At 51.8% G+C, this 24,935-nt stretch carries 26 protein-coding genes; 12 read left to right on the top strand and 14 right to left on the bottom strand.

The window, feature by feature from the left end:
* Positions 1–53: 53 nt before the first annotated feature.
* The 4 genes from cspE to mgrB form a co-directional block, all read right to left on the bottom strand.
* Positions 54–263 (bottom strand): transcription antiterminator/RNA stability regulator CspE, encoded by a 210-nt coding sequence (gene cspE, locus CKO_RS04980; protein WP_001062678.1) that lies wholly within the window; start codon positions 261–263, stop codon positions 54–56.
* Between the two features lie 12 nt (positions 264–275).
* Complete coding sequence (locus CKO_RS04975; RefSeq protein ID WP_001537930.1) at positions 276–419, bottom strand: DUF2627 domain-containing protein; 144 nt, start codon at positions 417–419, stop codon at positions 276–278.
* Between the two features lie 663 nt (positions 420–1,082).
* The gene (locus CKO_RS04970; RefSeq protein WP_012132046.1) at positions 1,083–1,370 is read right to left on the bottom strand and encodes a YebO family protein; all 288 of its coding nucleotides are present in this window, start codon (positions 1,368–1,370) and stop codon (positions 1,083–1,085) included.
* Positions 1,371–1,444: 74 nt separating this feature from the next.
* The gene (gene mgrB / locus CKO_RS04965; protein WP_024130265.1) at positions 1,445–1,588 is read right to left on the bottom strand and encodes a PhoP/PhoQ regulatory lipoprotein MgrB; all 144 of its coding nucleotides are present in this window, start codon (positions 1,586–1,588) and stop codon (positions 1,445–1,447) included.
* 158 nt (positions 1,589–1,746) lie between these two features.
* On the opposite strand from mgrB, the gene CKO_RS04960 reads away from it, so the two are divergent.
* A complete protein-coding gene (locus CKO_RS04960; protein WP_024130264.1) occupies positions 1,747–1,986 on the top strand; it encodes a YobH family protein in 240 nt (79 codons plus the stop codon).
* A 170-nt stretch (positions 1,987–2,156) separates the two neighbouring features.
* On the opposite strand, the gene kdgR is transcribed toward CKO_RS04960, so the two are convergent.
* Positions 2,157–2,948: a DNA-binding transcriptional regulator KdgR gene (kdgR, locus tag CKO_RS04955; protein WP_012132042.1), complete on the bottom strand. Its 792-nt coding sequence runs from the start codon at positions 2,946–2,948 to the stop codon at positions 2,157–2,159.
* A 177-nt stretch (positions 2,949–3,125) separates the two neighbouring features.
* On the opposite strand from kdgR, the gene CKO_RS04950 reads away from it, so the two are divergent.
* Positions 3,126–4,499: an MFS transporter gene (locus tag CKO_RS04950; RefSeq protein ID WP_012132040.1), complete on the top strand. Its 1,374-nt coding sequence runs from the start codon at positions 3,126–3,128 to the stop codon at positions 4,497–4,499.
* Between the two features lie 51 nt (positions 4,500–4,550).
* Here CKO_RS04950 and htpX read toward each other — a convergent pair whose 3' ends face one another.
* From htpX to CKO_RS04930, 4 genes are all read right to left on the bottom strand, one after another.
* The gene (htpX, locus tag CKO_RS04945) at positions 4,551–5,432 is read right to left on the bottom strand and encodes a protease HtpX (protein WP_012132039.1); all 882 of its coding nucleotides are present in this window, start codon (positions 5,430–5,432) and stop codon (positions 4,551–4,553) included.
* A gap of 191 nt (positions 5,433–5,623) precedes the next feature.
* Positions 5,624–7,672, bottom strand: coding sequence for a carboxy terminal-processing peptidase (gene prc / locus CKO_RS04940; protein ID WP_012132038.1), 2,049 nt, complete (start codon positions 7,670–7,672; stop codon positions 5,624–5,626).
* Between the two features lie 19 nt (positions 7,673–7,691).
* Complete coding sequence (proQ, locus tag CKO_RS04935; RefSeq protein WP_012132037.1) at positions 7,692–8,378, bottom strand: RNA chaperone ProQ; 687 nt, start codon at positions 8,376–8,378, stop codon at positions 7,692–7,694.
* 97 nt (positions 8,379–8,475) lie between these two features.
* Positions 8,476–8,973, bottom strand: coding sequence for a GAF domain-containing protein (locus CKO_RS04930; protein ID WP_012132036.1), 498 nt, complete (start codon positions 8,971–8,973; stop codon positions 8,476–8,478).
* A 129-nt stretch (positions 8,974–9,102) separates the two neighbouring features.
* Between CKO_RS04930 and yebS the strand changes: the two genes are divergently transcribed.
* The 5 genes from yebS (at position 9,103) to CKO_RS04905 (ending at position 15,151) form a co-directional block, all read left to right on the top strand.
* A complete protein-coding gene (gene yebS, locus CKO_RS04925; protein ID WP_024130263.1) occupies positions 9,103–10,386 on the top strand; it encodes a membrane integrity lipid transport subunit YebS in 1,284 nt (427 codons plus the stop codon).
* Positions 10,355–12,988, top strand: coding sequence for a PqiB family protein (locus tag CKO_RS04920; RefSeq protein WP_012132034.1), 2,634 nt, complete (start codon positions 10,355–10,357; stop codon positions 12,986–12,988). Before yebS ends, CKO_RS04920 begins: the two co-directional genes overlap by 32 nt.
* 76 nt (positions 12,989–13,064) lie before the next feature.
* On the top strand, positions 13,065–14,504 hold the full coding sequence (rsmF, locus tag CKO_RS04915; RefSeq protein ID WP_012132033.1) for a 16S rRNA (cytosine(1407)-C(5))-methyltransferase RsmF: 1,440 nt from the start codon (positions 13,065–13,067) through the stop codon (positions 14,502–14,504).
* A 116-nt stretch (positions 14,505–14,620) separates the two neighbouring features.
* On the top strand, positions 14,621–14,857 hold the full coding sequence (locus tag CKO_RS04910) for a YebV family protein (RefSeq protein WP_024130262.1): 237 nt from the start codon (positions 14,621–14,623) through the stop codon (positions 14,855–14,857).
* Between the two features lie 102 nt (positions 14,858–14,959).
* Positions 14,960–15,151: a YdfD/YebW family protein gene (locus tag CKO_RS04905; protein ID WP_012132031.1), complete on the top strand. Its 192-nt coding sequence runs from the start codon at positions 14,960–14,962 to the stop codon at positions 15,149–15,151.
* Here the strand turns inward: CKO_RS04905 and pphA are convergent, their stop codons facing one another.
* Positions 15,152–15,814, bottom strand: coding sequence for a protein-serine/threonine phosphatase (pphA, locus tag CKO_RS04900; protein WP_024130261.1), 663 nt, complete (start codon positions 15,812–15,814; stop codon positions 15,152–15,154).
* A 247-nt stretch (positions 15,815–16,061) separates the two neighbouring features.
* On the opposite strand from pphA, the gene CKO_RS04895 reads away from it, so the two are divergent.
* On the top strand, positions 16,062–18,149 hold the full coding sequence (locus tag CKO_RS04895) for a TonB-dependent receptor (protein ID WP_024130260.1): 2,088 nt from the start codon (positions 16,062–16,064) through the stop codon (positions 18,147–18,149).
* 369 nt (positions 18,150–18,518) lie between these two features.
* Positions 18,519–18,710, top strand: a complete 192-nt coding sequence (locus CKO_RS04890) for a YlcI/YnfO family protein (RefSeq protein WP_012132027.1) — start codon at positions 18,519–18,521, stop codon at positions 18,708–18,710.
* Positions 18,711–19,376: 666 nt separating this feature from the next.
* Here the strand turns inward: CKO_RS04890 and CKO_RS04885 are convergent.
* From CKO_RS04885 to yobA, 3 genes are read right to left on the bottom strand one after another with little or no spacing between them, the layout of a single operon-like run.
* Positions 19,377–19,715 (bottom strand): YebY family protein, encoded by a 339-nt coding sequence (locus CKO_RS04885; RefSeq protein WP_012132024.1) that lies wholly within the window; start codon positions 19,713–19,715, stop codon positions 19,377–19,379.
* A 16-nt stretch (positions 19,716–19,731) separates the two neighbouring features.
* On the bottom strand, positions 19,732–20,607 hold the full coding sequence (copD, locus tag CKO_RS04880) for a copper homeostasis membrane protein CopD (RefSeq protein WP_080516649.1): 876 nt from the start codon (positions 20,605–20,607) through the stop codon (positions 19,732–19,734).
* Positions 20,607–20,981 carry a CopC domain-containing protein YobA gene (gene yobA / locus CKO_RS04875; protein WP_012132022.1) on the bottom strand — a complete coding sequence of 125 codons (375 nt, stop codon included), beginning with the start codon at positions 20,979–20,981 and terminating at the stop codon, positions 20,607–20,609. The genes copD and yobA overlap by 1 nt, the downstream gene beginning before the upstream one ends.
* Positions 20,982–21,121: 140 nt before the next feature.
* Between yobA and CKO_RS04870 the strand changes: the two genes are divergently transcribed.
* The 3 genes from CKO_RS04870 to exoX all read left to right on the top strand — a co-directional run bounded on the left by CKO_RS04870 (position 21,122) and on the right by exoX (position 22,800).
* Positions 21,122–21,352 (top strand): DNA polymerase III subunit theta, encoded by a 231-nt coding sequence (locus CKO_RS04870; protein ID WP_024130259.1) that lies wholly within the window; start codon positions 21,122–21,124, stop codon positions 21,350–21,352.
* Positions 21,353–21,457: 105 nt separating this feature from the next.
* A complete protein-coding gene (locus CKO_RS04865) occupies positions 21,458–22,114 on the top strand; it encodes a carbon-nitrogen hydrolase family protein (RefSeq protein WP_024130258.1) in 657 nt (218 codons plus the stop codon).
* A 23-nt stretch (positions 22,115–22,137) separates the two neighbouring features.
* On the top strand, positions 22,138–22,800 hold the full coding sequence (gene exoX / locus CKO_RS04860; protein ID WP_012132019.1) for an exodeoxyribonuclease X: 663 nt from the start codon (positions 22,138–22,140) through the stop codon (positions 22,798–22,800).
* Here the strand turns inward: exoX and ptrB are convergent.
* Entirely contained in the window at positions 22,782–24,857 is a 2,076-nt protein-coding gene (gene ptrB / locus CKO_RS04855) for an oligopeptidase B (protein WP_012132018.1), read from the bottom strand. The genes exoX and ptrB overlap by 19 nt on opposite strands.
* Positions 24,858–24,935: the final 78 nt, after the last annotated feature.

Genomic DNA, 24,935 nt, shown 5'->3' with positions numbered 1-24,935 from the left:
AGGCTTTATATCTGAGGTTGATGCGCCTTGGCGCTTCAAATCAGTGGTGTCGATCAGATAGCTGTTACGTTAACAGCAGCCGGACCTTTCTGGCCGTCCTGAATTTCGAACTCAACGTTCTGGCCTTCAGCCAGGGTTTTGAAGCCGTTACCCTGGATAGCGGAGAAGTGTACGAACACATCTTTGCTGCCATCAGCCGGAGTAATGAAGCCAAAACCTTTAGACTCGTTGAACCACTTAACTTGACCTTTAATCTTTGCCATTTGCAAAATTCCTTAGAGTGTTTTCTTCGCCCGCAGGCATAACATAGATAAAACTGAGACATTACTGCTTGAGGCACTAATATAAGGTTCGGCAGAGAAGCGGTATTCAACGTCAACGTGTTTACTCAGGACTTCTTTACTGAAAATGCCACACATAAACAGAACTGTACCTCGTTTAACCCAAAACGTGTTATCACATACAACGTTAATTATGGCAAGCCATTTTTAAACGTGTCTCGATCAGTCGCACAAATCCAGAGAGATATCAAAGATCAACTGCACAGTTATGCGGCACAGTTCCCGACGATATATTCTCGCTTCTCCAGGCGCCTTTCGACAGGCTTACGCCCGTACAGCGGCTTTTCTACCATAGCTCAATAACTTCGGTTGTTCCAGGTCATGCGTTGATCTTATCGATACGGTAAACAGATATCACTTTTTATGCTTTGTAATGCATAAATTGTCACAACGCAAAAAAACCAATATTGTTTAAAAATGCGAAGTATTCGACCATTTTTCATCCGTTTCACTGATAGCCAATACGTGCTTTGGTTGTGCACCAAAATAATGAAAGAATGATGACAATGCACAAAAAAAGTGAGAGAAACGTTTCGCTATTAATAAAAACGATCGCTATCACAAAAGCGACATAATCACATTATTAGCGTATGGATAAATATATTTAAGGAGAGATTAAGTTAAAGCATTAAATGATCAATGAAATAACAGACCTGGTATACACAGGGTTACATTAATGAAAACAGGATGGGCCTGCCTGAAGGAATGGCTGGCAGACGCGCATCCTGTCTCTGCTTGTCGTTACCGTTCAGCGACCAGACGGATGATATCGTCATCCTCTTCCTGAGGTTTCGCTTCAGACTCGGCCTCAGCGACTTTTTCAGGCTCGTTAGCTTCGCACAGACGGCGTAGCAAGGCATTTTGCCGCTTTTGCTGATCCAGCAGCGCTTCAAGCAGCTCAATCTGCTCATTTGTTCTTGAACTTGCCCGGTTCACAAAAAACCACAGGACCAGCCCGACAATCAGAACCACCACCGATACAATCAAAGACGTAAAAGTCAGTACGCCAGAATTCAGAACTTCGTTCATGTTACCACCTCAATGTAGACGCCGTATTTTACCACTGCTACACGGGAAGGTAATCAACTGTTGTAAAAATGCTATCACCAGGGGATAAATTTATTGATGGCACAAATTCCGTTGAAAAATTGTACATCCTGATCGCACATTATGTTGAACACCTGCGCCCACAGCAGCAGACATACCAACGCAACAATAATCAGGATTACCCACCGAAACTTTTTCACTCCGCTCTCCGCATCCACATCTTATGCCATCAAATTACCACGCGTTATCTAAACCGGAACTAACTGGAGCGACATTATATACTTTTAGGAATGATACACTTGTTTCAGTGGGCGTTCAGGCTACCCTTATTCTAACCAAAAAAAGAAAAGAGGTAGTAATGCGTTTGATCATTCGCGCGATTGTTTTGATTGCTCTGGTATGGATTGGTTTATTGCTCAGTGGCTATGGGGTTCTGATTGGCAGCAAGGAGAACGCCGCCGGTCTGGGTCTGCAATGTCAATATCTGACCGCTCGCGGCACCAGTACAGCGCAATATGTCCATACTGACAGCGGCATCATTGGTCTGTCAGACTGTCCTGTATTCAGAAAAAGCGCCGTGGTGGTCGATAACGGCTAATCTGGCATCACATCCATTCATCTGCATAAATATCAGGCATAACGTGGTTATGCCTTTTTAATGCGTTTTTTAGCGGGAGAAACCACTCTCCCGCCCCTTTTCAGGGCAATAAAAAAGCCAGCAGGTATCTTCTACCGGCTGGCTTCTGAACGGCTCAGGGCGCGCTCACCTCAGAATGGATAGTCGTTGTAACCCATCTGCTCAGAGATTTTACGCGCTGCCGTGTGCAGCATAGCGACATACTCATGCAGACGTTCTTCGGAGAAACGCAGCGTCGGGAACGAAATGCTCAGACCGGCGATCACCACGCCAAAACGGTCGAACACCGGCACGCCAATGCAGCGCAGGCCTTCTTCCTGCTCTTCGTTATCTTCGCCGTACCCCTGCTCGCGCACCTGATCCAGCATCGGCAGTAACGCCTCGGTGCTGGTAATCGTGCGCGCGGTGCTACGTTTGTACTCCACGCCATCCAGTATCTGTTTGACTTCATCGCGGTCGCGCCATGCCAGCAGCACTTTACCGATTGCGGTGCTGTACAGCGGGTTACGGCGGCCAATGCGGGAATACATGCGCAAATTGTACATGGAGTCGATTTTATGAATGTAGACAATGCTGTCTTCATCCAGCGCACCGAGGTGAATTGTCTCTTTGGTCAGACGGGAAATTTCACGCATCTGAATATCAGCGCTACGGATCAGATCAACGTTTTGCAGCGCACGGGCGCCCAGCTCAAACAATTTCAGGGTCAGCGAATATTTTTCAGATTCACCTTCCTGCGCGACATAACCCAGCGTTTTCATCGTTTGTAAAAAGCGATAAACGGTGCTTTTTGACATCATGACACGTTGCGACAGCTCGGTGATCCCTATTTCGCGCTCTTCACCCAGCGCTTGCAGAATGCCAAAAACCTTCAGCACAGAAGAAACAGAATCAGGTTGTTTATCCAGATCTGCGATAGCCATTTATCACCTCATTGCGAGTGTTTTATAAAAATCAGAACCGGTTTTTATTATAATTTCACGTCATGGCGGTCGCAATCCATCTTTGCTTACTTAGTTACAAATCTGCGACATAACCCCGCGATATCAATGCTAAAATCATTACTCTGATCATAATCCCCCGAAAGACATTGACTCTCTATGGACAAAATCCAGGCCGATGGCCTGCCATTACCCCAGCGTTACGGCGCCATTTTAACCATCATTATTGGTATCTCGATGGCCGTGCTGGATGGCGCAATCGCGAATGTCGCGCTCCCTACCATTGCAACCGATCTCCAGGCGTCCGCCGCCCGATCGATCTGGGTTGTTAACGCTTACCAAATCGCGATCGTGGTTTCTCTCTTATCGCTCTCGTTTCTGGGGGACATGTTCGGCTATCGACGCATCTATAAATACGGCCTGGTCATTTTCCTGTTTTCGTCGCTGTTCTGCGCGCTGTCGGACTCCCTGGAAATGCTGACGCTTGCGCGCGTCGCGCAGGGGTTTGGCGGCGCCGCGCTGATGAGCGTGAACACGGCGCTGATCCGACTTATCTATCCGCAACGCCACCTTGGGCGCGGAATGGGCATCAACTCCTTCATCGTCGCCGTGTCTTCGGCTGCGGGGCCGACCATTGCGGCAGCAATCCTGTCGATAGCGTCATGGAAATGGCTGTTCCTGATTAACGTTCCGTTAGGCATTATCGCATTGCTGTTGGCTATGCGTTTCTTACCCCCAAACAGCGCTCGTAGCGCCAAACCGCGCTTCGACTTGCCCAGCGCAGTGATGAACGCCTTAACCTTCGGCTTGCTGATCACCGCTCTCAGCGGATTCGCACAGGGGCAACCTTTAACGCTGATTGGCGCAGAACTGGCGGTTATGCTTGTCGTCGGTTTCTTCTTCATTCGCCGCCAGCTCTCACTCCCGGTGCCTTTGTTACCGATTGACTTACTGCGTATTCCGCTCTTTTCTCTGTCGATCTGCACCAGTATTTGCTCTTTCTGCGCGCAGATGCTGGCGATGGTTTCCCTTCCCTTTTATCTGCAAACGGTATTGGGGCGTAGCGAAGTCGAGACCGGGTTATTGCTGACGCCCTGGCCGCTGGCGACAATGGTGATGGCGCCGCTGGCGGGCTATTTAATTGAACGGGTTCATGCCGGGCTGCTGGGCGCGTCAGGACTGATAATTATGGCCACAGGACTTTTTGCGCTGATGCTGCTGCCAGCCTCGCCGTCAGATATCAGTATCATCTGGCCGATGATCCTTTGCGGAGCCGGTTTTGGCTTATTCCAGTCGCCCAATAACCACACGATTATCACCTCTGCGCCACGCGATCGCAGCGGAGGGGCCAGCGGGATGCTGGGCACGGCGCGTCTTCTGGGCCAGAGTACCGGCGCAGCGCTGGTTGCGCTCATGTTGAATCAGTTTGCGGACAACGGTACGCATATTTCCCTGATGACGGCGGGCATCCTGGCGACCGTAGCCGCCATTATCAGCGGTTTGCGCATCACTCAACCCCACTCCGTGGCGTAAAAAAAAAGCGCATCATCTGATGCGCTTTTTTAGAATGCCAGGCATACCGCCTTACTTCAGGTACTCGCCGCTACGCAGCGCTTCAATACGCTTATCCAGCGGCGGGTGAGTCATGAACAACTCGCTCAGTGACTTCGACTTGCCGTTGATACAGAACGCCATCATGCTGTTGGCTTCCTGCGGCTCATAGCTGGTTTTCAGGCGCTGCAACGCGGCAATCATCTTTTCACGGCCGACAAGCTTCGCAGAACCGGCGTCCGCATGGAATTCACGGTGACGTGAGAACCACATGGTGATAATGCTCGCCAGTATCCCGAACACCAGTTCAAGAACCATCGCCACCGCGAAATAGATCATTGGGTTGCCGTTGCTGCTTTCACCCTCATCACGGTTTCCACCGAGGAAGCCCGCGGCGATCTGCGCGATAATACGCGAGATGAAGATCACAAAGGTGTTCACAACCCCCTGAATCAGCGTCATGGTGACCATATCGCCATTAGCGATGTGACTGATCTCATGCGCAATAACGGCTTCGGCTTCATCCGGGCTCATGTTTTGCAGCAAGCCGGTACTCACCGCAACCAGCGACGCATCACGGCGCGCGCCGGTCGCAAACGCGTTGATATCCGGCGCATGATAGATAGCCACCTGCGGCATAGCGATTCCGGCCTGACGCGCCTGCGTCGCCACCGTGTTCATCAGCCAGCGTTCTCTTTCATTACGCGGTTGCTCAATGACTTCCCCACCCACGGACTTTAACGCCATCCATTTGGACATCAGCAGCGAAATGAAGGAACCACCAAAACCAAACAGCAGCGCCATAATCAGCAAGCCTTGTACGCTGCTTGACTGTATCCCTGTCAGGCTCAGCACCAGCCCGAAAACGACCATCACGGCCAGGTTCGTCAGCAGGAAGAGCGCGATTCGCATCATAATTTTCTTTTAACCTCAACTTAACAAAACGCACTATGCGATACCCACATCGTATGGGTCTTGTGGCTATTTTCAAGCATCTGCGGGCTGTAAGTCACCAGAAAGACACAACTTTACATTTTGTTGCATAAGACTGACGGCTTAATGCGCTTGTTAAAAAAACAGGCACAATTTCTTGTGCCTGCTTGACGCTATTTGCTGGTTGCGGGTTGCTCCGCGGGCTTCTCTTTCTCAAGATGCGCCAGATCCAGCGCTATCCGTACCGTTTCATCCAGATACGGATCCGGCTCTTTATAATCCTTCGGCAGATCGTCCAGTTTCTTCAGAAGCGGCTTGCCTTCACGTTTAAACCGATCGTTGATACGCGCCAGACGCAGGGCATCGTCTTCGTTATTCTCTTTTTCGCGCTGGGCGAAATTGAGAGAAGCGATATTGCGCTTATCTTTCATCGCGTTAAAGCGGGCAATGTCCTTCAGGATGTACTGGAACTCAGGATCGTTCGCGATGCGCGCGTTATGCTCTTTCAGCAGTTCCGGGCCAAACGGCGTTAAATCATCTGACTTCACGTACGTTGCCGCATCAATGCTGTCCCACGGCAAGGCGTTGTCTTCAAACTTCTCACCGGTTTCCGTCTCTTCATTCCCCGTCGGCATGACGATATCCGGCGTGACGCCTTTACGCTGCGTGCTGCCGCCGTTAACACGGTAGAATTTCTGAATGGTGTACTGCACGGAACCCAGCGCAGGCCATTCAGGACGCAGCATCTGATCATAAATACGGTTCAGGGAGCGGTACTGCTGTACGGTGCCTTTACCGAAAGTCGGTTCACCGACAATCAATGCGCGACCGTAATCCTGCATCGCCGCGGCAAAAATCTCCGACGCGGATGCGCTGAAGCGATCGACCAGTACCACCAGCGGGCCTTTGTAATACACCACGCCATCGGTATCGGCGTCTTCACGCACTTTACCGTTGTTGTCACGAACCTGAACAACCGGGCCAGACGGGATAAACAGACCGGACAGCGAAACCGCTTCGGTCAGCGCGCCGCCGCCGTTGGTGCGCAGATCGATAACAATGCTGCTCACGTTCTGTTTTTCCAGTTTCTGTAGCTGGACTTTGACGTCATCCGTCAGCCCCACATAGAACCCCGGAATATCCAGCACGCCGACTTTCTCTTTACCGACCGTTTTCACCGTCATTTTAACAGCGCGGTCTTCAAGACGAATGCGTTCGCGCGTCAGCGTAATGGTTCGCGTTTTCGTGCCCTTACCGGCAGGCAGAATTTCAAGACGAACTTTGCTGCCTTTTGGCCCTTTGATCAGCGCCACCACGTCATCAAGACGCCAGCCAATCACATCAACCATTCCTTTCCCCGTCTGGCCTACGCCTACAATGCGATCGCCTACGCTTATCGCCTTGCTTTTTGCCGCCGGGCCGCCGGCAACCATCGAGTTGATGACCGTGTAGTCATCGTCCATTTGCAGAACCGCGCCGATACCTTCCAGAGACAGGCTCATTTCAGTATTGAACTGTTCGGTATTTCGCGGAGAAAGGTAGTTAGTATGCGGGTCGATTTCGCGCGCAAATGCGGTCATCGCCAGTGAGAACACGTCTTCACTGTTGGTTTGCGCCAGACGGCGAATCGCAGATTTGTAACGACGCGTCAGCGTTTCGCGAATTTCTTTATCGTTCTTGCCCGTCAGCTTCAGGCTAAGTTCGTCGAATTTCACCTTGCCATCCCACAACGCGTTCAGCTCAGCCTCATTTTTCGGCCAGGGCGCTTTGCTGCGGTCAAGGTTAAACGTGTCGTTACCGGTGAAATCCATCGGGCGTTCCAGCACGCTTAACGCGTACTGATAACGTTCGAAACGGCGTTTTTGCGCCAGGTTATAGAGGTCATAGAAGACATCCAGTTTACCTGTACGCAGCTCATCGCCGAGGACAGTTTTGCTTTTCGCAAACTGCTCCACATCACTCGCCAGCAGCACATTGTGGCTGTAGTCGAGCAGATTAAGATAGCGATCGAAAATCTTTGCCGAAAACGCCTGATCCAGATTGAACTGACGATAGTGGGAACGTGTAAAACGCGAAGTCACGCGCTCACTCACGGTCGCATGCTGCGTTTCTTCCTTCAGAACGGGAATTTGATCGGCGCGCGTAATGTCATCGACGGCGAAGGACTGGCCTGCTATTGCAAGCAAGCCAGCTAACGCGGTAAGCCTAAAAAAAGTGTTCATGCCAGGCCTGGCCTCCGTTTCAGAACACCAGGTGTTCTGCGCGTACAATCAAAGACATACCCGAATTCAGCTGCACACGGACGCCATCTTTGGTGACTTCTAATACGGTGGCATCCATCGCATTGTTGCCTGCTTTCACCTTCAGTGACTGCCCTACCGTCAGCGCTGAAATATCAGACACCGGGGTATGCTGTTCTTCGCGTGGTGCGCGTGGTGCTTTAGCCGCCGGTTTTTCAGCGCGAGGAGTACGCGGAGTCGTCTCTTTACGACGTGGCGCAGGACGCGGTTTACGCTCACGGCGCGGAGCGTCTTCTTTTTCGCCTGCCGCAGCGGCAGCTTCGCGTTTTTTCGCCTGCTGTTCCGCACGTTGCGCCTGGACGCGTGCTTTCGCTTCTTCAAGCTGCTTACGCGCATGTTCAACGTGCTGCTCATCCAGCTCACCGCAAGGGTTGCCGTCGAGATCAACACGCGTTGCGCCCGGCTTAACGCCGTACAGGTAACGCCAGCTTGAAGTATAAAGACGTAAAGCGGAACGAAGTTGTGTCTTGCTGAGGTTCATTTCGCCCTCAACACGCTCTACCAGATCCTGAAAAATGCCAATTTTCAGCGGGCGCGCTTCGCCTTCCGCACTAAAACACTGTGGAAAACGTTCGGCCAGAAACGCGATAACTTCTTTACTGCTATTCAACTTAGGTTGATTTTCCATGAAATTTCCTGATTACAACGGACGTAGCCAACAAGCCGCAGGCATGAACAGGCGTCATTATAATGACGCCATCAGTAATTGCTACGTTATCCGTTGATTATCCTGCAACGGTCGCAAAGAATTTTTTGTAATCCGTCGTTGCAAGCACGGTTTCAAGCCGCGCGACAAGCTCACGCAGGCCTTGCTCATCCTCTTCGGTAAAGCGGCCAAATACCGTGCTATCAATGTCCAGCACGCCGATTATCTGATTGTCTACCGTCAGAGGCAGCACAATTTCAGCATTGCTGGCGCTATCGCAGGCGATGTGTCCGTCAAACGCATGAACGTCCTCGATGCGCTGCACCTGGTTCTGCGCGACCGCCGTACCACAGACGCCGCGTCCAACCGGGATCCGCACACAGGCGAGTTTCCCCTGGAACGGCCCCAGCACCAGCGTGTCGTTTTCCAGCAGATAGAACCCCGCCCAGTTGACGCCCGAAAGGCGCTCAAACAGCAGCGCGCTGGTATTTGCCAGGGTAGCGAGAAAACTGGTTTCACCTGCCATTACTGCCTGAAAGTCGCGGTTAAGATCCGCGTATAGCTCTGTTTTGCTCATTATATAGTCACTTAGTTGTCTTACTCTAAAACTACAGCCTATTAAAATAAGCATTAAATGCGTTAATGCTCAAGATCATTCCCGTCATGAGTTAAGATTACATTAATCTAACACTTTGATTCACGATACATGGCCCTGAACACCCCGCGACTCACGCCAACAAAGAGAATAACGGTCTGGTCTATCAGTGAAGCGTTGCCCCGCGCCCATTATCAGCGCTGCCCCCAATGCGACATGCTGTTTAGCCTGCCGAAAATGCAATCGCACCAGAGCGCATATTGCCCGCGTTGCCAGGCCAAAATTCGCGATGGACGTGACTGGTCGCTGACGCGTCTGGCGGCGCTGGCCGTTACGATGCTGCTGCTGATGCCCTTTGCCTGGGGCGAACCACTATTGCGTATCTGGCTGTTAGGGGTGCGTATTGACGCCAACGTGATGCAGGGCATCTGGCAGATGACCAGGCAAGGCGATCCGCTTACGGCCGCCATGGTGCTCTTTTGCGTGGCGGGCGCGCCGTTAATTCTGGTCACCGCCATTGCTTATCTATGGTTCGGTAATATTCTCGGCATGAATCTGCGTCCGGTATTGCTGATGCTGGAGAGGCTCAAAGAGTGGGTGATGCTCGACATTTATCTGGTCGGCATTGGGGTCGCCTCGATCAAAGTGCAGGATTACGCCTTCCTGCAACCCGGCCTGGGGCTTTACGCCTTTGTGGCGCTGGTGATCCTCAGTATTCTGACGCTGTCGCATCTCAATGTGGAGCAACTCTGGGAGCGCTTTTATCCACAACGCCCCGCCCGACGCCCGGACGAAAAACTTCGCGTCTGTCTCGGATGCCACTTCACCGGTTATCCTGACTCACGGGGACGTTGCCCCCGTTGTCATATCCCGCTGCGCCTGCGCAGAAATCAGAGCATACAGAAATGCTGGGCGGCGCTGCTGGCCTCTGTCGTCCTGCTGCTACCCGCAAACCTGATGCCGATATCCATTATTTACGTGAATGGCGGGCGTCAGGAGGACACGATTTTATCGGGCATTATGTCGCTGGCGAACAGCAATATCGCCGTGGCGGCCGTGGTCTTTATCGCCAGTATTCTGGTGCCATTTACCAAAGTTATTGTGATGTTTACACTGCTGCTCAGCATCCATTTCAAATGTGAGCAAGGGCTGCGTACGCGCATCCTGCTGCTGCGGATGGTGACCTGGATCGGCCGTTGGTCCATGCTGGATCTCTTTGTTATTTCGTTAACGATGTCGCTGATTAATCGCGATCAGATACTCGCTTTTACTATGGGACCGGCTGCGTTTTATTTCGGCGCAGCGGTAATATTGACTATTCTTGCAGTGGAATGGCTGGATAGCCGCTTACTTTGGGATGCACATGAGTCAGGAAACGCCTGCTTCGCCGACTGAAGCGCAGATAAAAACAAAACGTCGTATTTCCCCTTTTTGGCTGCTGCCGTTTATCGCATTGATGATCGCAGGCTGGCTGATTTGGGGAAGTTATGAAGATCGCGGCAACACCGTGACGATCGACTTTATGTCGGCGGATGGCATTGTTCCGGGCCGGACGCCTGTGCGCTATCAGGGCGTTGAAGTAGGTACGGTACAGGACATCAGCCTGAGTAAAGACCTGCGCAAGATAGAAGTGCGCGTCAGCATTAAGTCAAACATGAAAGATGCCTTGCGCGAGGAGACCCAGTTCTGGCTGGTGACGCCAAAAGCGTCGCTGGCGGGCGTTTCGGGTCTGGACGCGCTGGTCGGCGGGAACTATATCGGCATGATGCCCGGCAAAGGAGCCGAGAAAGATCACTTTGTCGCGCTTGATACCCAGCCAAAATACCGTCTGGACAACGGCGACCTGATGATCCATCTTCACGCGCCTGACCTCGGCTCTCTTAACAGCGGGTCGCTGGTCTATTTCCGCAAAATTCCGGTGGGTCGGGTATATGACTATGCCATCAATCCCAACAAACAGGGCGTCACCATTGACGTACTGATTGAGCGTCGGTTCACAAACCTGGTGAAAAAAGGCAGCCGTTTCTGGAATGTCTCCGGCGTCAATGCGGATGTCAGCCTTAGCGGCGCGAAGGTGAAGCTGGAGAGTCTGGCGGCGCTGGTAAATGGCGCAATCGCGTTTGACTCGCCCGACGATTCGCAGCCTGCAACCGCAGATGACGCATTTGGCCTCTACGAAGATTTAGCCCATAGCCAGCGCGGCGTCATCGTCAAACTTGAACTTCCCAACGGCGACGGCCTGAAAGCCGACTCCACGCCGCTGATGTATCAGGGGCTTGAAGTGGGCGAGCTCACCAAATTAACGCTCAACCCCGGCGGGAAAGTCACGGGCGAAATGACGGTTGACCCCAGCGTGGTAACACTCCTGCGTGATAAGACGCGTATTGAGCTGCGCAGTCCAAAGCTGTCGCTGAGCGATGCCAGTATCAGTTCGCTTTTGACCGGCAAAACGTTTGAACTGGTGCCAGGCGAAGGCGAACCTCGCAGTGAATTCGTCGTGGTGCCTGGCGAAGAAGCCCTGCTCCATGAACCAAATGCGCTGACGTTAACCCTGACCGCCCCGGAAAGCTACGGTATTGACGCCGGTCAACCGCTGGTTCTGCATGGCGTGCAGGTGGGCCAGGTCATTGAACGTAAGTTATCCAGTAAAGGCGTTGCGTTCACGGTGGCTATCGATCCGCAACATCGCGCCCTGATTCAGGGTGACAGCAAATTTGTCGTCAACAGTCGCGTGGATATCAAAGTCGGTCTCGACGGCGTGGAGTTTCTCGGCGCCAGCGCCAGCGAGTGGGTGAGCGGCGGCATTCGTATTTTGCCCGGCACAAAAGGCGAAATGAAATCCAGCTACCCGCTGTACGCCAATCTGGAAAAGGCCGTGGAAAACAGCCTCAGCGACCTCCCCACGACCACGGTGAGCCTCACTGCTGAAACGCTCCCGGATGTACAAACGGGGTCAGTGGTGCTGTACCGTAAGTTTGAGGTAGGTGAAGTGATCACCGTGCGCCCACGCGCTAACGCCTTTGATATCGATCTGCATATCAAACCGGAATACCGCAACCTGTTAACCAGCAACAGCGTATTCTGGGCGGAAGGCGGGGCGAAGGTACAGCTTAACGGCAGCGGCCTGACCGTGCAGGCCTCTCCCCTGTCGCGTGCGCTGAAAGGCGCTATCAGTTTCGATAACCTGAGCGGCGCAAGCGCCAGCCAGCGTAAAGGCGACAAACGAATACTCTACGCCTCGGAAACCGCCGCCCGCGCGGTGGGTGGGCAAATCACCCTGCACGCCTTTGACGCCGGTAAACTCGCGGCGGGTATGCCGATTCGTTATCTCGGCATCGACATCGGCCAGATCCAGACGCTGGAGCTGATTACCGCGCGCAATGAGGTTCAGGCGAAAGCGGTGCTCTACCCGGAGTATGTCCAGACCTTTGCCCGAAGCGGTACGCGTTTCTCGGTGATCACGCCGCAAATCTCCGCCGCGGGCGTTGAGCATCTCGATACGATTTTGCAGCCCTACATTAACGTGGAGCCCGGACGCGGCAACCCGCGTCGTGATTTCGAATTGCAGGAAGCAACCATTTCCGACTCGCGCTATCTCGATGGTCTGAGCATCGTCGTGGAGGCTCCTGAGGCAGGTTCGCTGAACATCGGCACGCCAGTGCTGTTCAGAGGTATCGAAGTGGGCACGGTAACGGGCATGACGTTAGGTTCGCTGTCTGACCGCGTGATGATTGCCATGCGCATCAGCCAGCGTTATCAGCATCTGGTGCGTAATAACTCCGTCTTCTGGCTGGCCTCCGGCTACAGTCTGGACTTTGGCCTGACCGGCGGCGTGGTGAAAACCGGCACCTTCAATCAATTCATTCGCGGTGGCATCGCGTTTGCAACCCCGCCAGGGACGCCGCTGGCGCCGAAAGCACAGGCGGGTAAACACTTCCTGCTGCTGGAAAGCGAACCGAAAGAGTGGCGCGAATGGGGCACCGCCCTGCCACGTTAACTCCCCCGCTCCGGCGTGCTCGCGCCGGAGCATTTATGCTACACTGCGCGCCTGTTTTATTGCCGGTGGTACCCAAGTGGCTCAACACGCTGTTTATTTCCCTGATGCCTTTCTGACGCAAATGCGCGAAGCAATGCCTTCGACACTCTCTTTTGACGATTTCCTCGCCGCCTGCCAGCGCCCGTTACGTCGCAGCATTCGCGTGAATACGCTAAAAATTTCTGTGACCGACTTTCTTGCCCTGACGGCGCCCTATGGCTGGTCGCTGACGCCTGTTCCCTGGTGCGAGGAAGGTTTCTGGATCGAACGCGATGATGAAGAGTCGTTGCCGCTGGGCAGCACCGCCGAACATCTGAGCGGCCTGTTTTATATTCAGGAAGCCAGCTCAATGTTGCCGGTCGCCGCGCTGTTTGCTGAAGGGAATACGCCGGAACGCATTATGGATGTTGCTGCCGCGCCGGGTTCGAAAACCACCCAGATCGCCGCGCGGATGAATAATCAGGGCGCCATTCTGGCGAATGAATTCTCCGCCAGCCGGGTCAAAGTGCTGCACGCCAACATCAGCCGCTGTGGGATCAGTAATGTTGCCCTGACCCATTTTGATGGCCGCGTCTTCGGCGCCGCGCTCCCGGAGACATTCGACGCTATCTTGCTGGACGCGCCCTGTTCAGGTGAAGGCGTGGTGCGCAAAGATCCCGACGCGCTTAAAAACTGGTCTGTCGAAAGCAACCTGGATATTGCTGCCACACAGCGGGAACTAATCGACAGCGCATTTCACGCGCTGCGCCCTGGCGGTACGCTGGTCTACTCCACCTGCACGCTAAATCGCGAGGAGAATGAGTCCGTCTGCTTGTGGCTGAAAGAGACCTACCCGGAAGCGGTTGAATTTTTGCCTTTAGGCGATCTGTTCCCGGGGGCGGAGCGCGCGCTGACGGCAGAGGGCTTCTTACACGTTTTCCCGCAGATTTACGACTGCGAAGGTTTCTTTGTCGCCCGTTTGCGTAAAACCGCAGCCATTCCCCCGCTTCCCGCGCCTGGCTATAAGGTCGGCAAGTTTCCGTTCGCGCCGATGAAGGGGCGTGAGGCGACGCAAATCACTCAGGCGGCTAACGCCAGTGGACTTCAGTGGGGAGAAAACCTGCACCTCTGGCAGCGAGATAAAGAGGTGTGGTTATTCCCGGCAGAGATTGAAGCGCTGATCGGAAAAGTCCGCTTTTCCCGCCTGGGCATAAAACTGGCGGAAAGCCATAATAAAGGTTATCGCTGGCAGCATGAAGCGGTGATCGCCCTCGCCGATCCACATCATGCCAACGCATTCGAGCTGTCTCATCAGGAGGCAGAAGAGTGGTATCGGGGGCGGGATGTTTACCCGCAAACCGCGCCGTCTGCCGATGATGTGCTGGTCACGTTCCAGCATCAGCCCATTGGTCTGGCGAAACGGATTGGTTCCCGGTTGAAGAACAGTTATCCACGCGAACTGGTTCGCGATGGCAAACTCTTTACTGGTAACGACTGAAAGCGGTCAAAAATAGCGCACTTTTTTACTGGCGCTTTTGCTGAAGTTGGCTACGCTGAAATTTGGGCGATCAAACTGGTCGTACCACAATCAGCGAACTAACGGAGAGCACGATGATGAAAACCAGTGTGCGCATTGGCGCTTTTGAAATCGACGATGCCGAGTTACATGGCGAATCGCCGGGGGACCGAACGTTAAGCATTCCCTGTAAATCCGATCCAGATTTATGTATGCAACTGGATGCCTGGGATGATGAAACCAGCATTCCCGCCATTTTAAACGGAGAGCACTCTGTTCTATTCCGCACCCGTTACGATCGTAAGTCCGATGCCTGGGTCATGCGTCTTGCCTGACTCAAAAAGAACCCGTCGCCAGACGGGTTATTTATTTCGCCCTTTCCCCCTTGCGACAACCTCTCCTACACTATCGATACGGCAGGACAATTTGAGGATGGAATGTTCGCACTGGTACTTTTTGTTTGCTACCTGGACGGCGGCTGTGAGGACATTGTGGTGGATATCTACAATACTGAACAGCAGTGCCTGTATTCGATGGACGACCAGCGGATTCGTCACGGCGGCTGTTTTCCGGTCGAAGACTTTATTGACGGCTTCTGGCTACCCGCTCGCCAGTACAGTGATTTTTAATTACTGAAGTTGAACCAACGTTAGTTCCCCGCCAAATACCGCGCCGGTATCAATATAGTGCAAATTATCGATATCAACGCGATGACGCAGCGGCGTATGACCAAACCAGAAGTGATCGGCCCCGGCAATGCCGTTTACCTGACCCGCATGCCGCTCGCTCAACCGGGAACGACGCCATAGCACCTGGTGTAAATCCACCTCTTTTTGCCAGGCATAGACCTGATGCGGATAATCAGCATGCGCCACAACATGCATGCCGTTCTGGCAGTGCAATTCCAGAATCCAGGGTAAATGCTGACAGTCGTCGAGCGCCTTTCTCGCCAGGCGCTGCTGGTTTGCCGACAATGCGGCATACCAGTCGCCGCCGTTCATAAACCATAACGACAACTGCGAGGCGGCCAGCGCGTCTAACGCCATCTGCTCGTGATTCCCTCTGACGGCGACCACCCACCGTTTGTGCAGAAGTTCCAGACACCGCAAGCTGTCAGGCCCACGGTCGATCACATCCCCCACCGACACCAGCAGATCCTGCCACGGATCAAACCGACACTGTCGTAGTTTCTCCATCAACTGCGAAAAACAGCCGTGGAGGTCGCCGACAATCCAGACATGCCGCCACTGACTCCCCTCAATTTTCTGATAGACGTTTTCCGGTTGTTTCATTGGTTCACCATCAGTAAAAATGAACCTGACATACTTAACCATAGCAGGAAATCTTCAGTCGCAGGCCGCCTCTCCTGAGACCATTAATTATTTTTATAGCAATAATTTAACCTGCAATAATTCTTGTTGATTTCAATAAAATCATATAAATGCCAACTTATGTAAAAGTGTAATGATAATTATTTTTATTATCATTTTCATGCATTATCTTATTGACTTTGATTTTTTTAACAAAGGAAGTTCGATAATGCGTATTAAACCTCTCGCTTCACTTGTCTTATCTTGTCTGGGCGCCACAAGTTTTAATGTTTTTGCAGAAGATGTCATGGTCGTCACCGCATCGGGATACGAGAAAAAAATCACCAATGCGGCAGCCAGTGTTTCTGTTATTTCACAACAAGAATTACAGACCAATAAATATAATGATCTTGGCGATGCTCTCAGGGCCGTTGAGGGAGTGGACGTTGAAAGCAGTACCGGAAAAACAGGGGGGCTTGAAATAAGTATTCGTGGGATGCCTGCCAGTTATACCCTTATTCTTATTGACGGTATTCGTCAGAATGGAACATCGGATGTAACACCGAATGGCTTTTCTGCAATGAATACCAGTTTTATGCCCCCACTTTCAGCCATTGAACGTATAGAGGTTATACGCGGGCCCATGTCTACGCTTTATGGGTCAGACGCCATTGGCGGCGTGGTGAATATTATTACCAAAAAAAGCACCGATAAGTGGAGCACGGCCATTAATACGGGAGTGAACCTACAGGAAAGTAATAAGTGGGGAAACAGCACAACCGCAAATTTCTGGTCAAGCGGTCCCCTGATTCCTGGCTCGCTGGATATGCAGGTTCGTGGAAGCACAACCCAGCGACAAGGCTCCAGCATTACATCACTGAGCGACACCGCAGAAACACGCGTTCCTTATCCCACTGAGTCGCAAAACTACAACATCGGCGCGAGATTTGACTGGAAAGCCAGCGCAAACAATACGCTATGGATGGATCTCGACACATCCCGACAGCGTTATGATAACAGCGACGGTCAGCTTGGTAGCCTCACGGGCGGATATGATAAAACGCTCCGCTATGAGCGCAATAAAGTGACGTTAGGACATGACACCGCCTTAACGTTTGGTACATGGAAATCGTCTCTTAACTGGAATGAGACAGAAAATAAAGGACGGCAGCTGGTTTCCTCCGCTCTGACGCCCGATCAAGCCTGGAGAGCGGGTGACGATCGTGAACTGAAAAATACCAATGTTATTCTCAACTCGGTGCTTCTCACACCGCTGGGAGAATCACATTTACTGACGGTGGGTGGCGAATACTGGGACGCACGAATGAAAGATGGCGTCGTTCTGGCCAGTTCAGGTGAAAAGTTCCATCAAAAAAGCTGGGCGACTTACCTTGAAGATGAGTGGCATATCCTGGATTCTCTGGCGTTTACCGTAGGGAGTCGCTATGAACATAACGACGTATTCGGCGGTCATTTCAGTCCTCGTGGCTATCTGGTCTGGGATATGACAGATGAATGGACGCTCAAAGGGGGAATCACAACCGGTTATAAAGCGCCTTCTCTTAGCCAGTTACATAATGGCATCAGCGGCGTTTCTGGTCAGGGAACAATCAATACCGTCGGTAATCCAGATTTAAAACCTGAAGAAAGCACCAGTTATGAAACCGGACTTTATTACGATAATGGCAATGGATTCAATGCCAATATAACCGGATTCTACACTGAATATCGCAATAAAATTGTTTCTTATTCGATTGATGACAATACCAGTAGCTATACCAATAGCGGAAAAGCGCGTACCGATGGTGTCGAATTTGCAACATCGTTCCCGCTCTGGTTGGATAATTTGAGTCTGTCGCTCAACTATACCTATACTCAGAGCAAACAGAAAGATGGAGATAATAAAGGCGCACCACTCAGCTATACACCAAAACATATGGCAAATGCCCGCGTTAACTGGCAGACGACAGATGATTTAAATACCTGGCTAAGCGCCCGCTATCGCGGTAAAGCGCCCCGCTTTACTCAGACCTATGACAATCTCAGTGCGGTACAGCAGAAAGTGTATGATGACAAAGGCGCAAATCTAAAAGCATGGACAGTGCTGGATATGGGGTTATCTTATAAACTGACTAAAGATTTAACCCTCAATACCGCCGTCAATAACGTACTGGATAAAGACTTTAGCGACGTCAAATTATATCAGTCTGGCCGTTCCAGCACCTATGCCGGTGATTATTTCCAGACAGCGCAGTCAACGACCGGATACGTTATTCCAGGTCGCAACTACTGGATGTCTTTAAACTATCAGTTCTAATAATACAGCAAGCGTCCATACACTCCGTATGCGGCGCTTGCTTATCTTTTTGTGAGTATAAACAGCCCAAAAACACACGGATATTAATTAATAAATATCTACCCTCACAATATGAATTACCCAATAAAATCAATCTGATTATCGTTATCGCACATCTTGAAAAGATTCAAGACATTAAAAAATAGAGAATAGTCACTGAACAACCCCACTCTTCAATGTGGTATCACTGAGGCATTCTTTGTTGCGACGCAATTCACAACCAGGAAACCTCGCCGTCATCACCGTTGATTTCATTGATGTAAATCAATTCCCTTCATGCGTAGTTACGCGAAAGTAACAGTGATGTGAATTAGTTGCGAGAAGCACCTTATGTCGATAAAAAACTTTACAGGCAAAACAGTGATAAAAAACATCCGTTTTTCATACAGTTTGCTGAAACAAATAGAGCAAGTGATGGCGAAGGAAAAAACCAGCAATTTTTCTGCATGGGTAAAAGAAGCATGTCGTGAAAAAGCCCTGAATTCCAGTACGCCCAAAGACGTAAATAGAAACAAAAATTAACTCTTTATAGCTACGACCAAAATGAAAAGATGCTTATTTATTAGTAAATACACCTTTATCCTGATATCTATTGGGAATGTTATCTATTTCATTTTGAATTATCACGCATTAGACGCGGTACTGATCATACTGTTTTATGTCGCTCTGATTTTTACCCCCGTCATCCTCATCCTGCACGCCTTCTGTGCACAGCATGAGTAACTCATCGAGCATGATTCATAAACGTTCATCCATGTAAACCTGGCTTCACACGACACTCTGACGCACAAAAATTAACATACCAATCAAAAAACCCTGGACGCACTCGGTACAGAGTATGTTATGGTTTGGACAGGATATGGAAAATTCGAGTAACTTTCGTGTGGTTTCGGGTTAGTATCTGAAAACACACTTCAAAACAAACAGATAAAAAGAGACCGAATACGATTCCTGTATTCGGTCCAGGGAAATGGCTCTTGGGAGAGAGCCGTGCGCTAAAAGTTGGCATTAATGCAGGCTAAGTCGCCTTGCCCTTTAAGAATAGATGACGACGCCAGGTTTTCCAGTCCACGACGAAAGTGGCCGGTAAAAAACGACCGTTGTCAGCCGCAACAACGAAAAAACCGCAAGTTCCTCTGCATGAGGCTTGCGGTTTTTTATTGGAAATCAGAAAGATACTTCTGGTAATTAGCAGAGCTTTTCCGCACGTTCAATAAACGGCGCCAGGCTCATTTTTTCACCCGGTTTTGCCGGATCGTCAATCTGAATGACGGTGATAGCCTGCGCGTTGGTTTTGCCGCTTGCAACTTGCTGCTCTGCAACATCGTTCAGCGGGTATTGCACCAGCGTGCTCGGGTTGATGACATACAGGGCATGGCCCGGTCGGCAGGTCAGCATCACCTCTTCGCGGTTAAACGCCCACTTGTCTTTACCCACTTCAAAGCGGCTCACGGTGATAACCTGAGGCGCCGCCAGCGCAGCGCCTGAACTTGCCAACAATAGCAGAGAGAGAATCATTTTTTTCATGAGTTTTGCCAGTCCATCAGAAGGGTTCCAGGGTTGCGAACAGGCTGACAATCGCCAGCACAACGGCTCCAATTCCCCATTCAATCTGAGTCATCCAGATAAACCAGAGATTCGCGCGGCGATTTTCCTGCCGCATACGTGGTACGAGAACATACCGGTTCGTTAGCGCAATTGCCACCATTAGCAGGACAAGGACACATTTTAACAAAAGAAACTGCCCGTACGCGGTATGCCAGGGGGCGGAAAACCCCGTAATAAAAAGCACATTTGCGATGCCGGTGCACAATACGCCCGCGACAAACAGATGACCATAGCGGGAGAAACGCATCATTGTTTCGATGGCCTGTTGTCGCCAGCGACCTTGCGCCATGCGCATACAGTAGATAACCGGCAGCAGGCCGCCAAACCAGGCCGCAGCGCACACCAGATGAGTCGCATGGTTAATCTGCTGTACCGCGCCCACCACGCCATCATTCAGCGTGGCGTGGCCAACGCCTGCCAGTAACATAAACTGGGCAATCATCAGGATGAACAGCAGACGCGGTAAATTTCTCGGCACAACCAGCGTCATGACCAACGTGACAAGCGCGAGAATAATCTGCCACAGCCATACGCCGCCAAATTGAGTCTGTAAAACCGCGCCCCATATCGAAACCGAGATCACGTCCTGCCAGCCCGCCCCCATTAGTCCACCCTGGATCGCCAGCATCAGCGTCGTGCTGACAAAGCTCCACACGGCAGCGTGCTGTTGCAGGCGCAGAAAGCGGCGCGTCATCAGGCGACGAACAGAAACCGGCGCCAGCCACGCGCCATATAACGCGCAGCCAAACACCAGCATCATGGCGCTAAAATGGATAAAGCGAAGCGCTACCCAGGTAAACGTCAGCATGATTACTTCACGCTAAAGGTGTATTGCCCTTTTGTCTTATGACCGTCAACCGACACCACATGCCAGTTAACCGTATAGGTTCCGGGATTAAGCGTCTGATCCAGAGGAATAATGAGCTGTTTCGCATCCTGCTCATTGCGCTTCGCAGGCCGCGTTTTGATGCTTTCCTGCTTTGGCCCGGTCAGCGTCGCCCCGCTGAAGCCAGGCTCAATGCCTTCGGAGAAATTCAGCGTCAATGCCTGCGGCGCGGCAGTCACCTCAGCGTCAGCCGCCGGGTATTGATGCGTCAGATGCGCATGTGCCCAGGCCGCAGGCGCCGCCAGCGTTGAGGCGAGGAAAAGGAGAGCATAGCGCAAAGAAGGTGCAGTAGAAGCCATATCAATTATTCCTTTTTGTTATGTCTGATTTACAGAGAATAACCTTCTATAATGGTCGAGTCGAGAATCATCATTTCCGGCTTGCCATTGAGGCGCACTCTTAGTAACTTTTGCGCGCCATTGATGATAAGGAGAAGCGTATGCAAACGAACCTGGCTCAACTTGAACAAGCTGACATGGATAAGATCAACGTTGACCTGGCCGCAGCCGGTGTGGCGTTTAAAGAGCGTTACAATATGCCCGTCGTGGCAGAAGTCGTTGAACGTGAACAGCCAGAACACCTGCGCGAATGGTTTCGTGAACGTCTGATTGCCCACCGTCTGGCGTCGGTTTCCCTGTCACGCTTACCTTACGAACCGAAAGTTAAATAAACTTATATAGCGTTACACTTCCTTACATATGAGTTGCTACAGTATAAGTACATTCTTAAACTAAGATTTGAGGATGATTGTAGACACTATGAAAAGGAAATCATTATGTCACACTGGAAAATCGCGGCGGCGCAGTATGAACCACCTCGCGCCACGCTGGCAGAACATGTCGCGCACCATCTGCAATTTGTTGAGATTGCTGCCAGCCAGCAATGCGAACTCCTGGTATTCCCTTCCCTGTCGTTAACCGGATGCAACGATACGGCGCAGGCGCTCCCTGTCCCGCCCGATGAGTCCTTATTACAGCCGCTTGCTTATGCGGCATCCGCGTACCGCATGACGATTATCGCCGGGCTGCCGGTTGAGCATAACGGCCAGTTAGTCAGAGGCATTGCCATTTTCGCCCCCTGGGTGACATCGCCGCTGATCTTTCATCAAAGCCACGGCGCCTGCGTGGCCCGCCACCGGAAAACGATAAGCGTGATGGATGAGCAGCCGGAAGGCATTGATATCGATCCCGCCTTTTCGTTATTCACCACCAGCCAGTGCGTCAGCGAACATGATTTATTTACCTCCACCTCCCGGCTGCAACGGTTTTCGCATCGCTTTGCCATTGCCGTGTTGATGGCAAACGCCGGAGGCAGCAGCGCGCTATGGGATGAAAGCGGCCAGCTCATTGTCCGCGCGGACAGCGGTTCTCTGTTGTTAACAGGTCAGCATACGACACGGGGTTGGCAAGGCGATATCATTCCATTACGCTAGGTGTTTTCGGTCGGGAGCACCCCATGTTGCGAGTTATAGATACGGAAACCTGCGGACTACAGGGCGGGATTGTTGAGATTGCCTCTGTCGATGTGGTGGCGGGGAGAATTGTCAATCCAATGAGCCATCTGGTTCGTCCTGACCGCCCCATCAGCCCGCAGGCGATGGCGATTCACCGTATCAGTGAATCGATGGTTGCCGATAAACCCTGGATCGAAGATATCATTCCGCTCTATCACGGAAGCGAATGGTATGTCGCGCATAACGCCAGTTTCGACCGGCGTGTGCTGCCAGAGATGCCGGGAGAGTGGATTTGTACCATGAAGCTGTCCCGCCGGTTATGGCCGGGGATCAAATACAGCAACATGGCGCTCTACAAATCCCGTAAGCTAAGCGTGCAAACACCGCCCGGCCTTCATCATCACCGCGCATTGTATGACTGCTATATCACGGCGGCATTGCTGATCGATATTATGAACACGTCAGGCTGGACGGCGGAACAAATGGTCGACATTACCGGACGCCCGGCTCTGTTAACGACATTTACGTTTGGCAAATATCGCGGCAAAGCCGTTTCTGAAGTCGCCGAGCGCGATCCGGGCTATCTGCGCTGGTTATTTAATAACCTTGACAACATGAGCCCGGAGCTGCGTTTAACGCTTAAACACTATCTGAGCGACGCCTGAGCGCCTGCCTGCCCTGGCAACGTGCCCTGAGCGAGGCCAATCAGAAAAGCGAATTCCAGCGCCACTCCCTCATACGCTTTAAAACGCCCGGACTTCCCGCCATGCCCGGAATCCATATCCGTACACAGCAACAGCAGGTGGTCATCCGTTTTCAGTTCGCGCAGTTTAGCGACCCATTTGGCGGGTTCCCAGTATTGCACCTGCGAATCATGTAACCCGGTGGTAACCAGAAGATGCGGATAGTCCTGTGCGGTGACGTTGTCGTACGGACTGTAGCTTTTCATATACGCGTAGTATTCCGCATCCTGCGGATTTCCCCACTCTTCGAACTCTCCCGTGGTTAAAGGGATAGACTCATCAAGCATTGTCGTCAGGACGTCAACAAACGGCACCTGCGCGATGACGCCATGAAAAAGTTCAGGACGTTCGTTAATCGCGACGCCCATCAACATGCCGCCCGCGCTGCCGCCCATGCCATAGCAAAATGAAGGCGAGCCGTAGCCCAGTTTCAGCAACGCGTCGCAGGCATCAAGATAGTCATTAAACGTATTTTTCTTTTTCAGAAACTTACCGTCTTCATACCACTGATGACCTAACTCACCGCCGCCGCGAACATGCACGATGGCGTAAACAAACCCGCGATCCAGCAAACTTAACCGACTGCTGCTGAAATCGGCATCCATGCTGGCGCCATAGGAACCGTAGCCGTAGACAAGCAGCGGATTTTGCCCCTTGCGGAAATGTTTTCGATGGTAAACCAGCGAAACCGGAACCTCTACACCATCCCGGGCGACAATCCACAGGTGCTCGCTCTGATAATTCGCAGCGTCAAATCCCGGCACATCCGTTTGTTTGAGCACGCGCCGCTCGCCGGTATCCATATCCAGCTCAAACAAGGTGTCAGGCGTCGTCATCGATGAATAACCATAACGCAAGCGGGACGTTTCCGGTTCAGGGTTATAGGCAAGCCATGTGACGTAGGCCGGATCGTCGAACGCAATCCCCGTTACTTCACGCGTTTTACGGTTAATCTGCCGCAGGCTGGTCAAACCACGCTGGCGTTCTTCCACCACCAGCCAGTCGGTAAAAAGGGTAAACCCTTCCAGCATGATGCTCTCGCGCGGCGCAATCAGCTCTTCCCAGGCGTTTTCATCACGTACCCGGCTGCGATACAGACCAAAGTTTTTTCCGTGGCGATTGGAACGCAGATAAAACTTATGCTGGTAATGATCGAGACTGTATTCATGATCTTTACGCCGCGGTAAAAACGAGAAGGGTTCCGCATCGGCCAGTTCAGCATCCAGCAACAGCACTTCACTGGTGGTCGCACTGGCGAGATGGATCACCACATAATGCTGAGAGGTGGTTTTGTGCAAACTGACGTAAAAAGCGTCGTCCTTTTCTTCATAGACCAGTTGATCCTGCGTGGCCGGCGTACCCACGGTATGGCGCCATACCTGGTAAGGCAGCAACGTGGTGCTGTGTTTACGCACGTAGTAAAGCGTCAGCGAATCATTCGCCCAGACAAACTCTGGCGCCACGTTATCCAGCAGTTCCGGGTACCAGTTACCGCTTTCAAGATTACGAAAACGCAGCCCATACTGACGACGGGAAAGATAATCTTCCGCCAGCGCCATGATGGTGTTGTCCGGCGTAATGGCCATTCCACCGAGAGTATAAAACTCGCTGTGGGCCGCTCGCTGATTCGCATCCAGCAATAAATCCCACGCATCCGACTCTTCACTTCGCGCCGGCTGGCGTTGGTAAATAGCATATTCACACCCTGGCTCATAAATTTGCCGGTAGCGATAACCATTTTTGACGTAAGGTGCGGAAACATCTCTGGGCGGAATGCGATCGATAATCTCTTTCAGCACGCGCTCCTGTAACGCCTGCTGTGACGCCATGACCTGATGTCCATAGGCGTTTTCCTGATGCAGATAGTCAAGGACATCAGGCTGCGAGCGGGAGTCGTCTCGCAGCCAATAATAGTTATCGACACGGGTGTCGCCATGCAGCGTCATGGTGTGCGGAATACGGGTGGCTTTTGGTAGCATGTCTTTGTTCTTTTGTCTTTAAACACCCTATAAGGGTGGCAAAAGTCACGCACGATGCAAGCGAAACATGCTATGCAG

It is taken from the genome of Citrobacter koseri ATCC BAA-895, from assembly GCF_000018045.1.
Classification (GTDB): domain Bacteria; phylum Pseudomonadota; class Gammaproteobacteria; order Enterobacterales; family Enterobacteriaceae; genus Citrobacter_B; species Citrobacter_B koseri.
The sequence above is the reverse complement of the archived record's forward strand: the minus strand, read 5'-3'. Positions and strand labels throughout refer to the sequence as shown.

Bases quoted from the DNA above. Each gene is read 5' to 3' on its own strand.
- cspE (WP_001062678.1), bottom strand. From the start codon at position 263: ATGGCAAAGATTAAAGGTCAAGTTAAGTGGTTCAACGAGTCTAAAGGT.
- CKO_RS04975 (WP_001537930.1), bottom strand. From the start codon at position 419: ATGTGTGGCATTTTCAGTAAAGAAGTCCTGAGTAAACACGTTGACGTT.
- CKO_RS04970 (WP_012132046.1), bottom strand. From the start codon at position 1,370: ATGAACGAAGTTCTGAATTCTGGCGTACTGACTTTTACGTCTTTGATT.
- CKO_RS04960 (WP_024130264.1), top strand. From the start codon at position 1,747: ATGCGTTTGATCATTCGCGCGATTGTTTTGATTGCTCTGGTATGGATT.
- kdgR (WP_012132042.1), bottom strand. From the start codon at position 2,948: ATGGCTATCGCAGATCTGGATAAACAACCTGATTCTGTTTCTTCTGTG.
- CKO_RS04950 (WP_012132040.1), top strand. From the start codon at position 3,126: ATGGACAAAATCCAGGCCGATGGCCTGCCATTACCCCAGCGTTACGGC.
- htpX (WP_012132039.1), bottom strand. From the start codon at position 5,432: ATGATGCGAATCGCGCTCTTCCTGCTGACGAACCTGGCCGTGATGGTC.
- prc (WP_012132038.1), bottom strand. From the start codon at position 7,672: ATGAACACTTTTTTTAGGCTTACCGCGTTAGCTGGCTTGCTTGCAATA.
- proQ (WP_012132037.1), bottom strand. From the start codon at position 8,378: ATGGAAAATCAACCTAAGTTGAATAGCAGTAAAGAAGTTATCGCGTTT.
- CKO_RS04930 (WP_012132036.1), bottom strand. From the start codon at position 8,973: ATGAGCAAAACAGAGCTATACGCGGATCTTAACCGCGACTTTCAGGCA.
- yebS (WP_024130263.1), top strand. From the start codon at position 9,103: ATGGCCCTGAACACCCCGCGACTCACGCCAACAAAGAGAATAACGGTC.
- CKO_RS04920 (WP_012132034.1), top strand. From the start codon at position 10,355: ATGAGTCAGGAAACGCCTGCTTCGCCGACTGAAGCGCAGATAAAAACA.
- CKO_RS04910 (WP_024130262.1), top strand. From the start codon at position 14,621: ATGAAAACCAGTGTGCGCATTGGCGCTTTTGAAATCGACGATGCCGAG.
- CKO_RS04905 (WP_012132031.1), top strand. From the start codon at position 14,960: ATGTTCGCACTGGTACTTTTTGTTTGCTACCTGGACGGCGGCTGTGAG.
- pphA (WP_024130261.1), bottom strand. From the start codon at position 15,814: ATGAAACAACCGGAAAACGTCTATCAGAAAATTGAGGGGAGTCAGTGG.
- CKO_RS04895 (WP_024130260.1), top strand. From the start codon at position 16,062: ATGCGTATTAAACCTCTCGCTTCACTTGTCTTATCTTGTCTGGGCGCC.
- CKO_RS04890 (WP_012132027.1), top strand. From the start codon at position 18,519: ATGTCGATAAAAAACTTTACAGGCAAAACAGTGATAAAAAACATCCGT.
- CKO_RS04885 (WP_012132024.1), bottom strand. From the start codon at position 19,715: ATGAAAAAAATGATTCTCTCTCTGCTATTGTTGGCAAGTTCAGGCGCT.
- yobA (WP_012132022.1), bottom strand. From the start codon at position 20,981: ATGGCTTCTACTGCACCTTCTTTGCGCTATGCTCTCCTTTTCCTCGCC.
- CKO_RS04870 (WP_024130259.1), top strand. From the start codon at position 21,122: ATGCAAACGAACCTGGCTCAACTTGAACAAGCTGACATGGATAAGATC.
- CKO_RS04865 (WP_024130258.1), top strand. From the start codon at position 21,458: ATGTCACACTGGAAAATCGCGGCGGCGCAGTATGAACCACCTCGCGCC.
- exoX (WP_012132019.1), top strand. From the start codon at position 22,138: ATGTTGCGAGTTATAGATACGGAAACCTGCGGACTACAGGGCGGGATT.
- ptrB (WP_012132018.1), bottom strand. From the start codon at position 24,857: ATGCTACCAAAAGCCACCCGTATTCCGCACACCATGACGCTGCATGGC.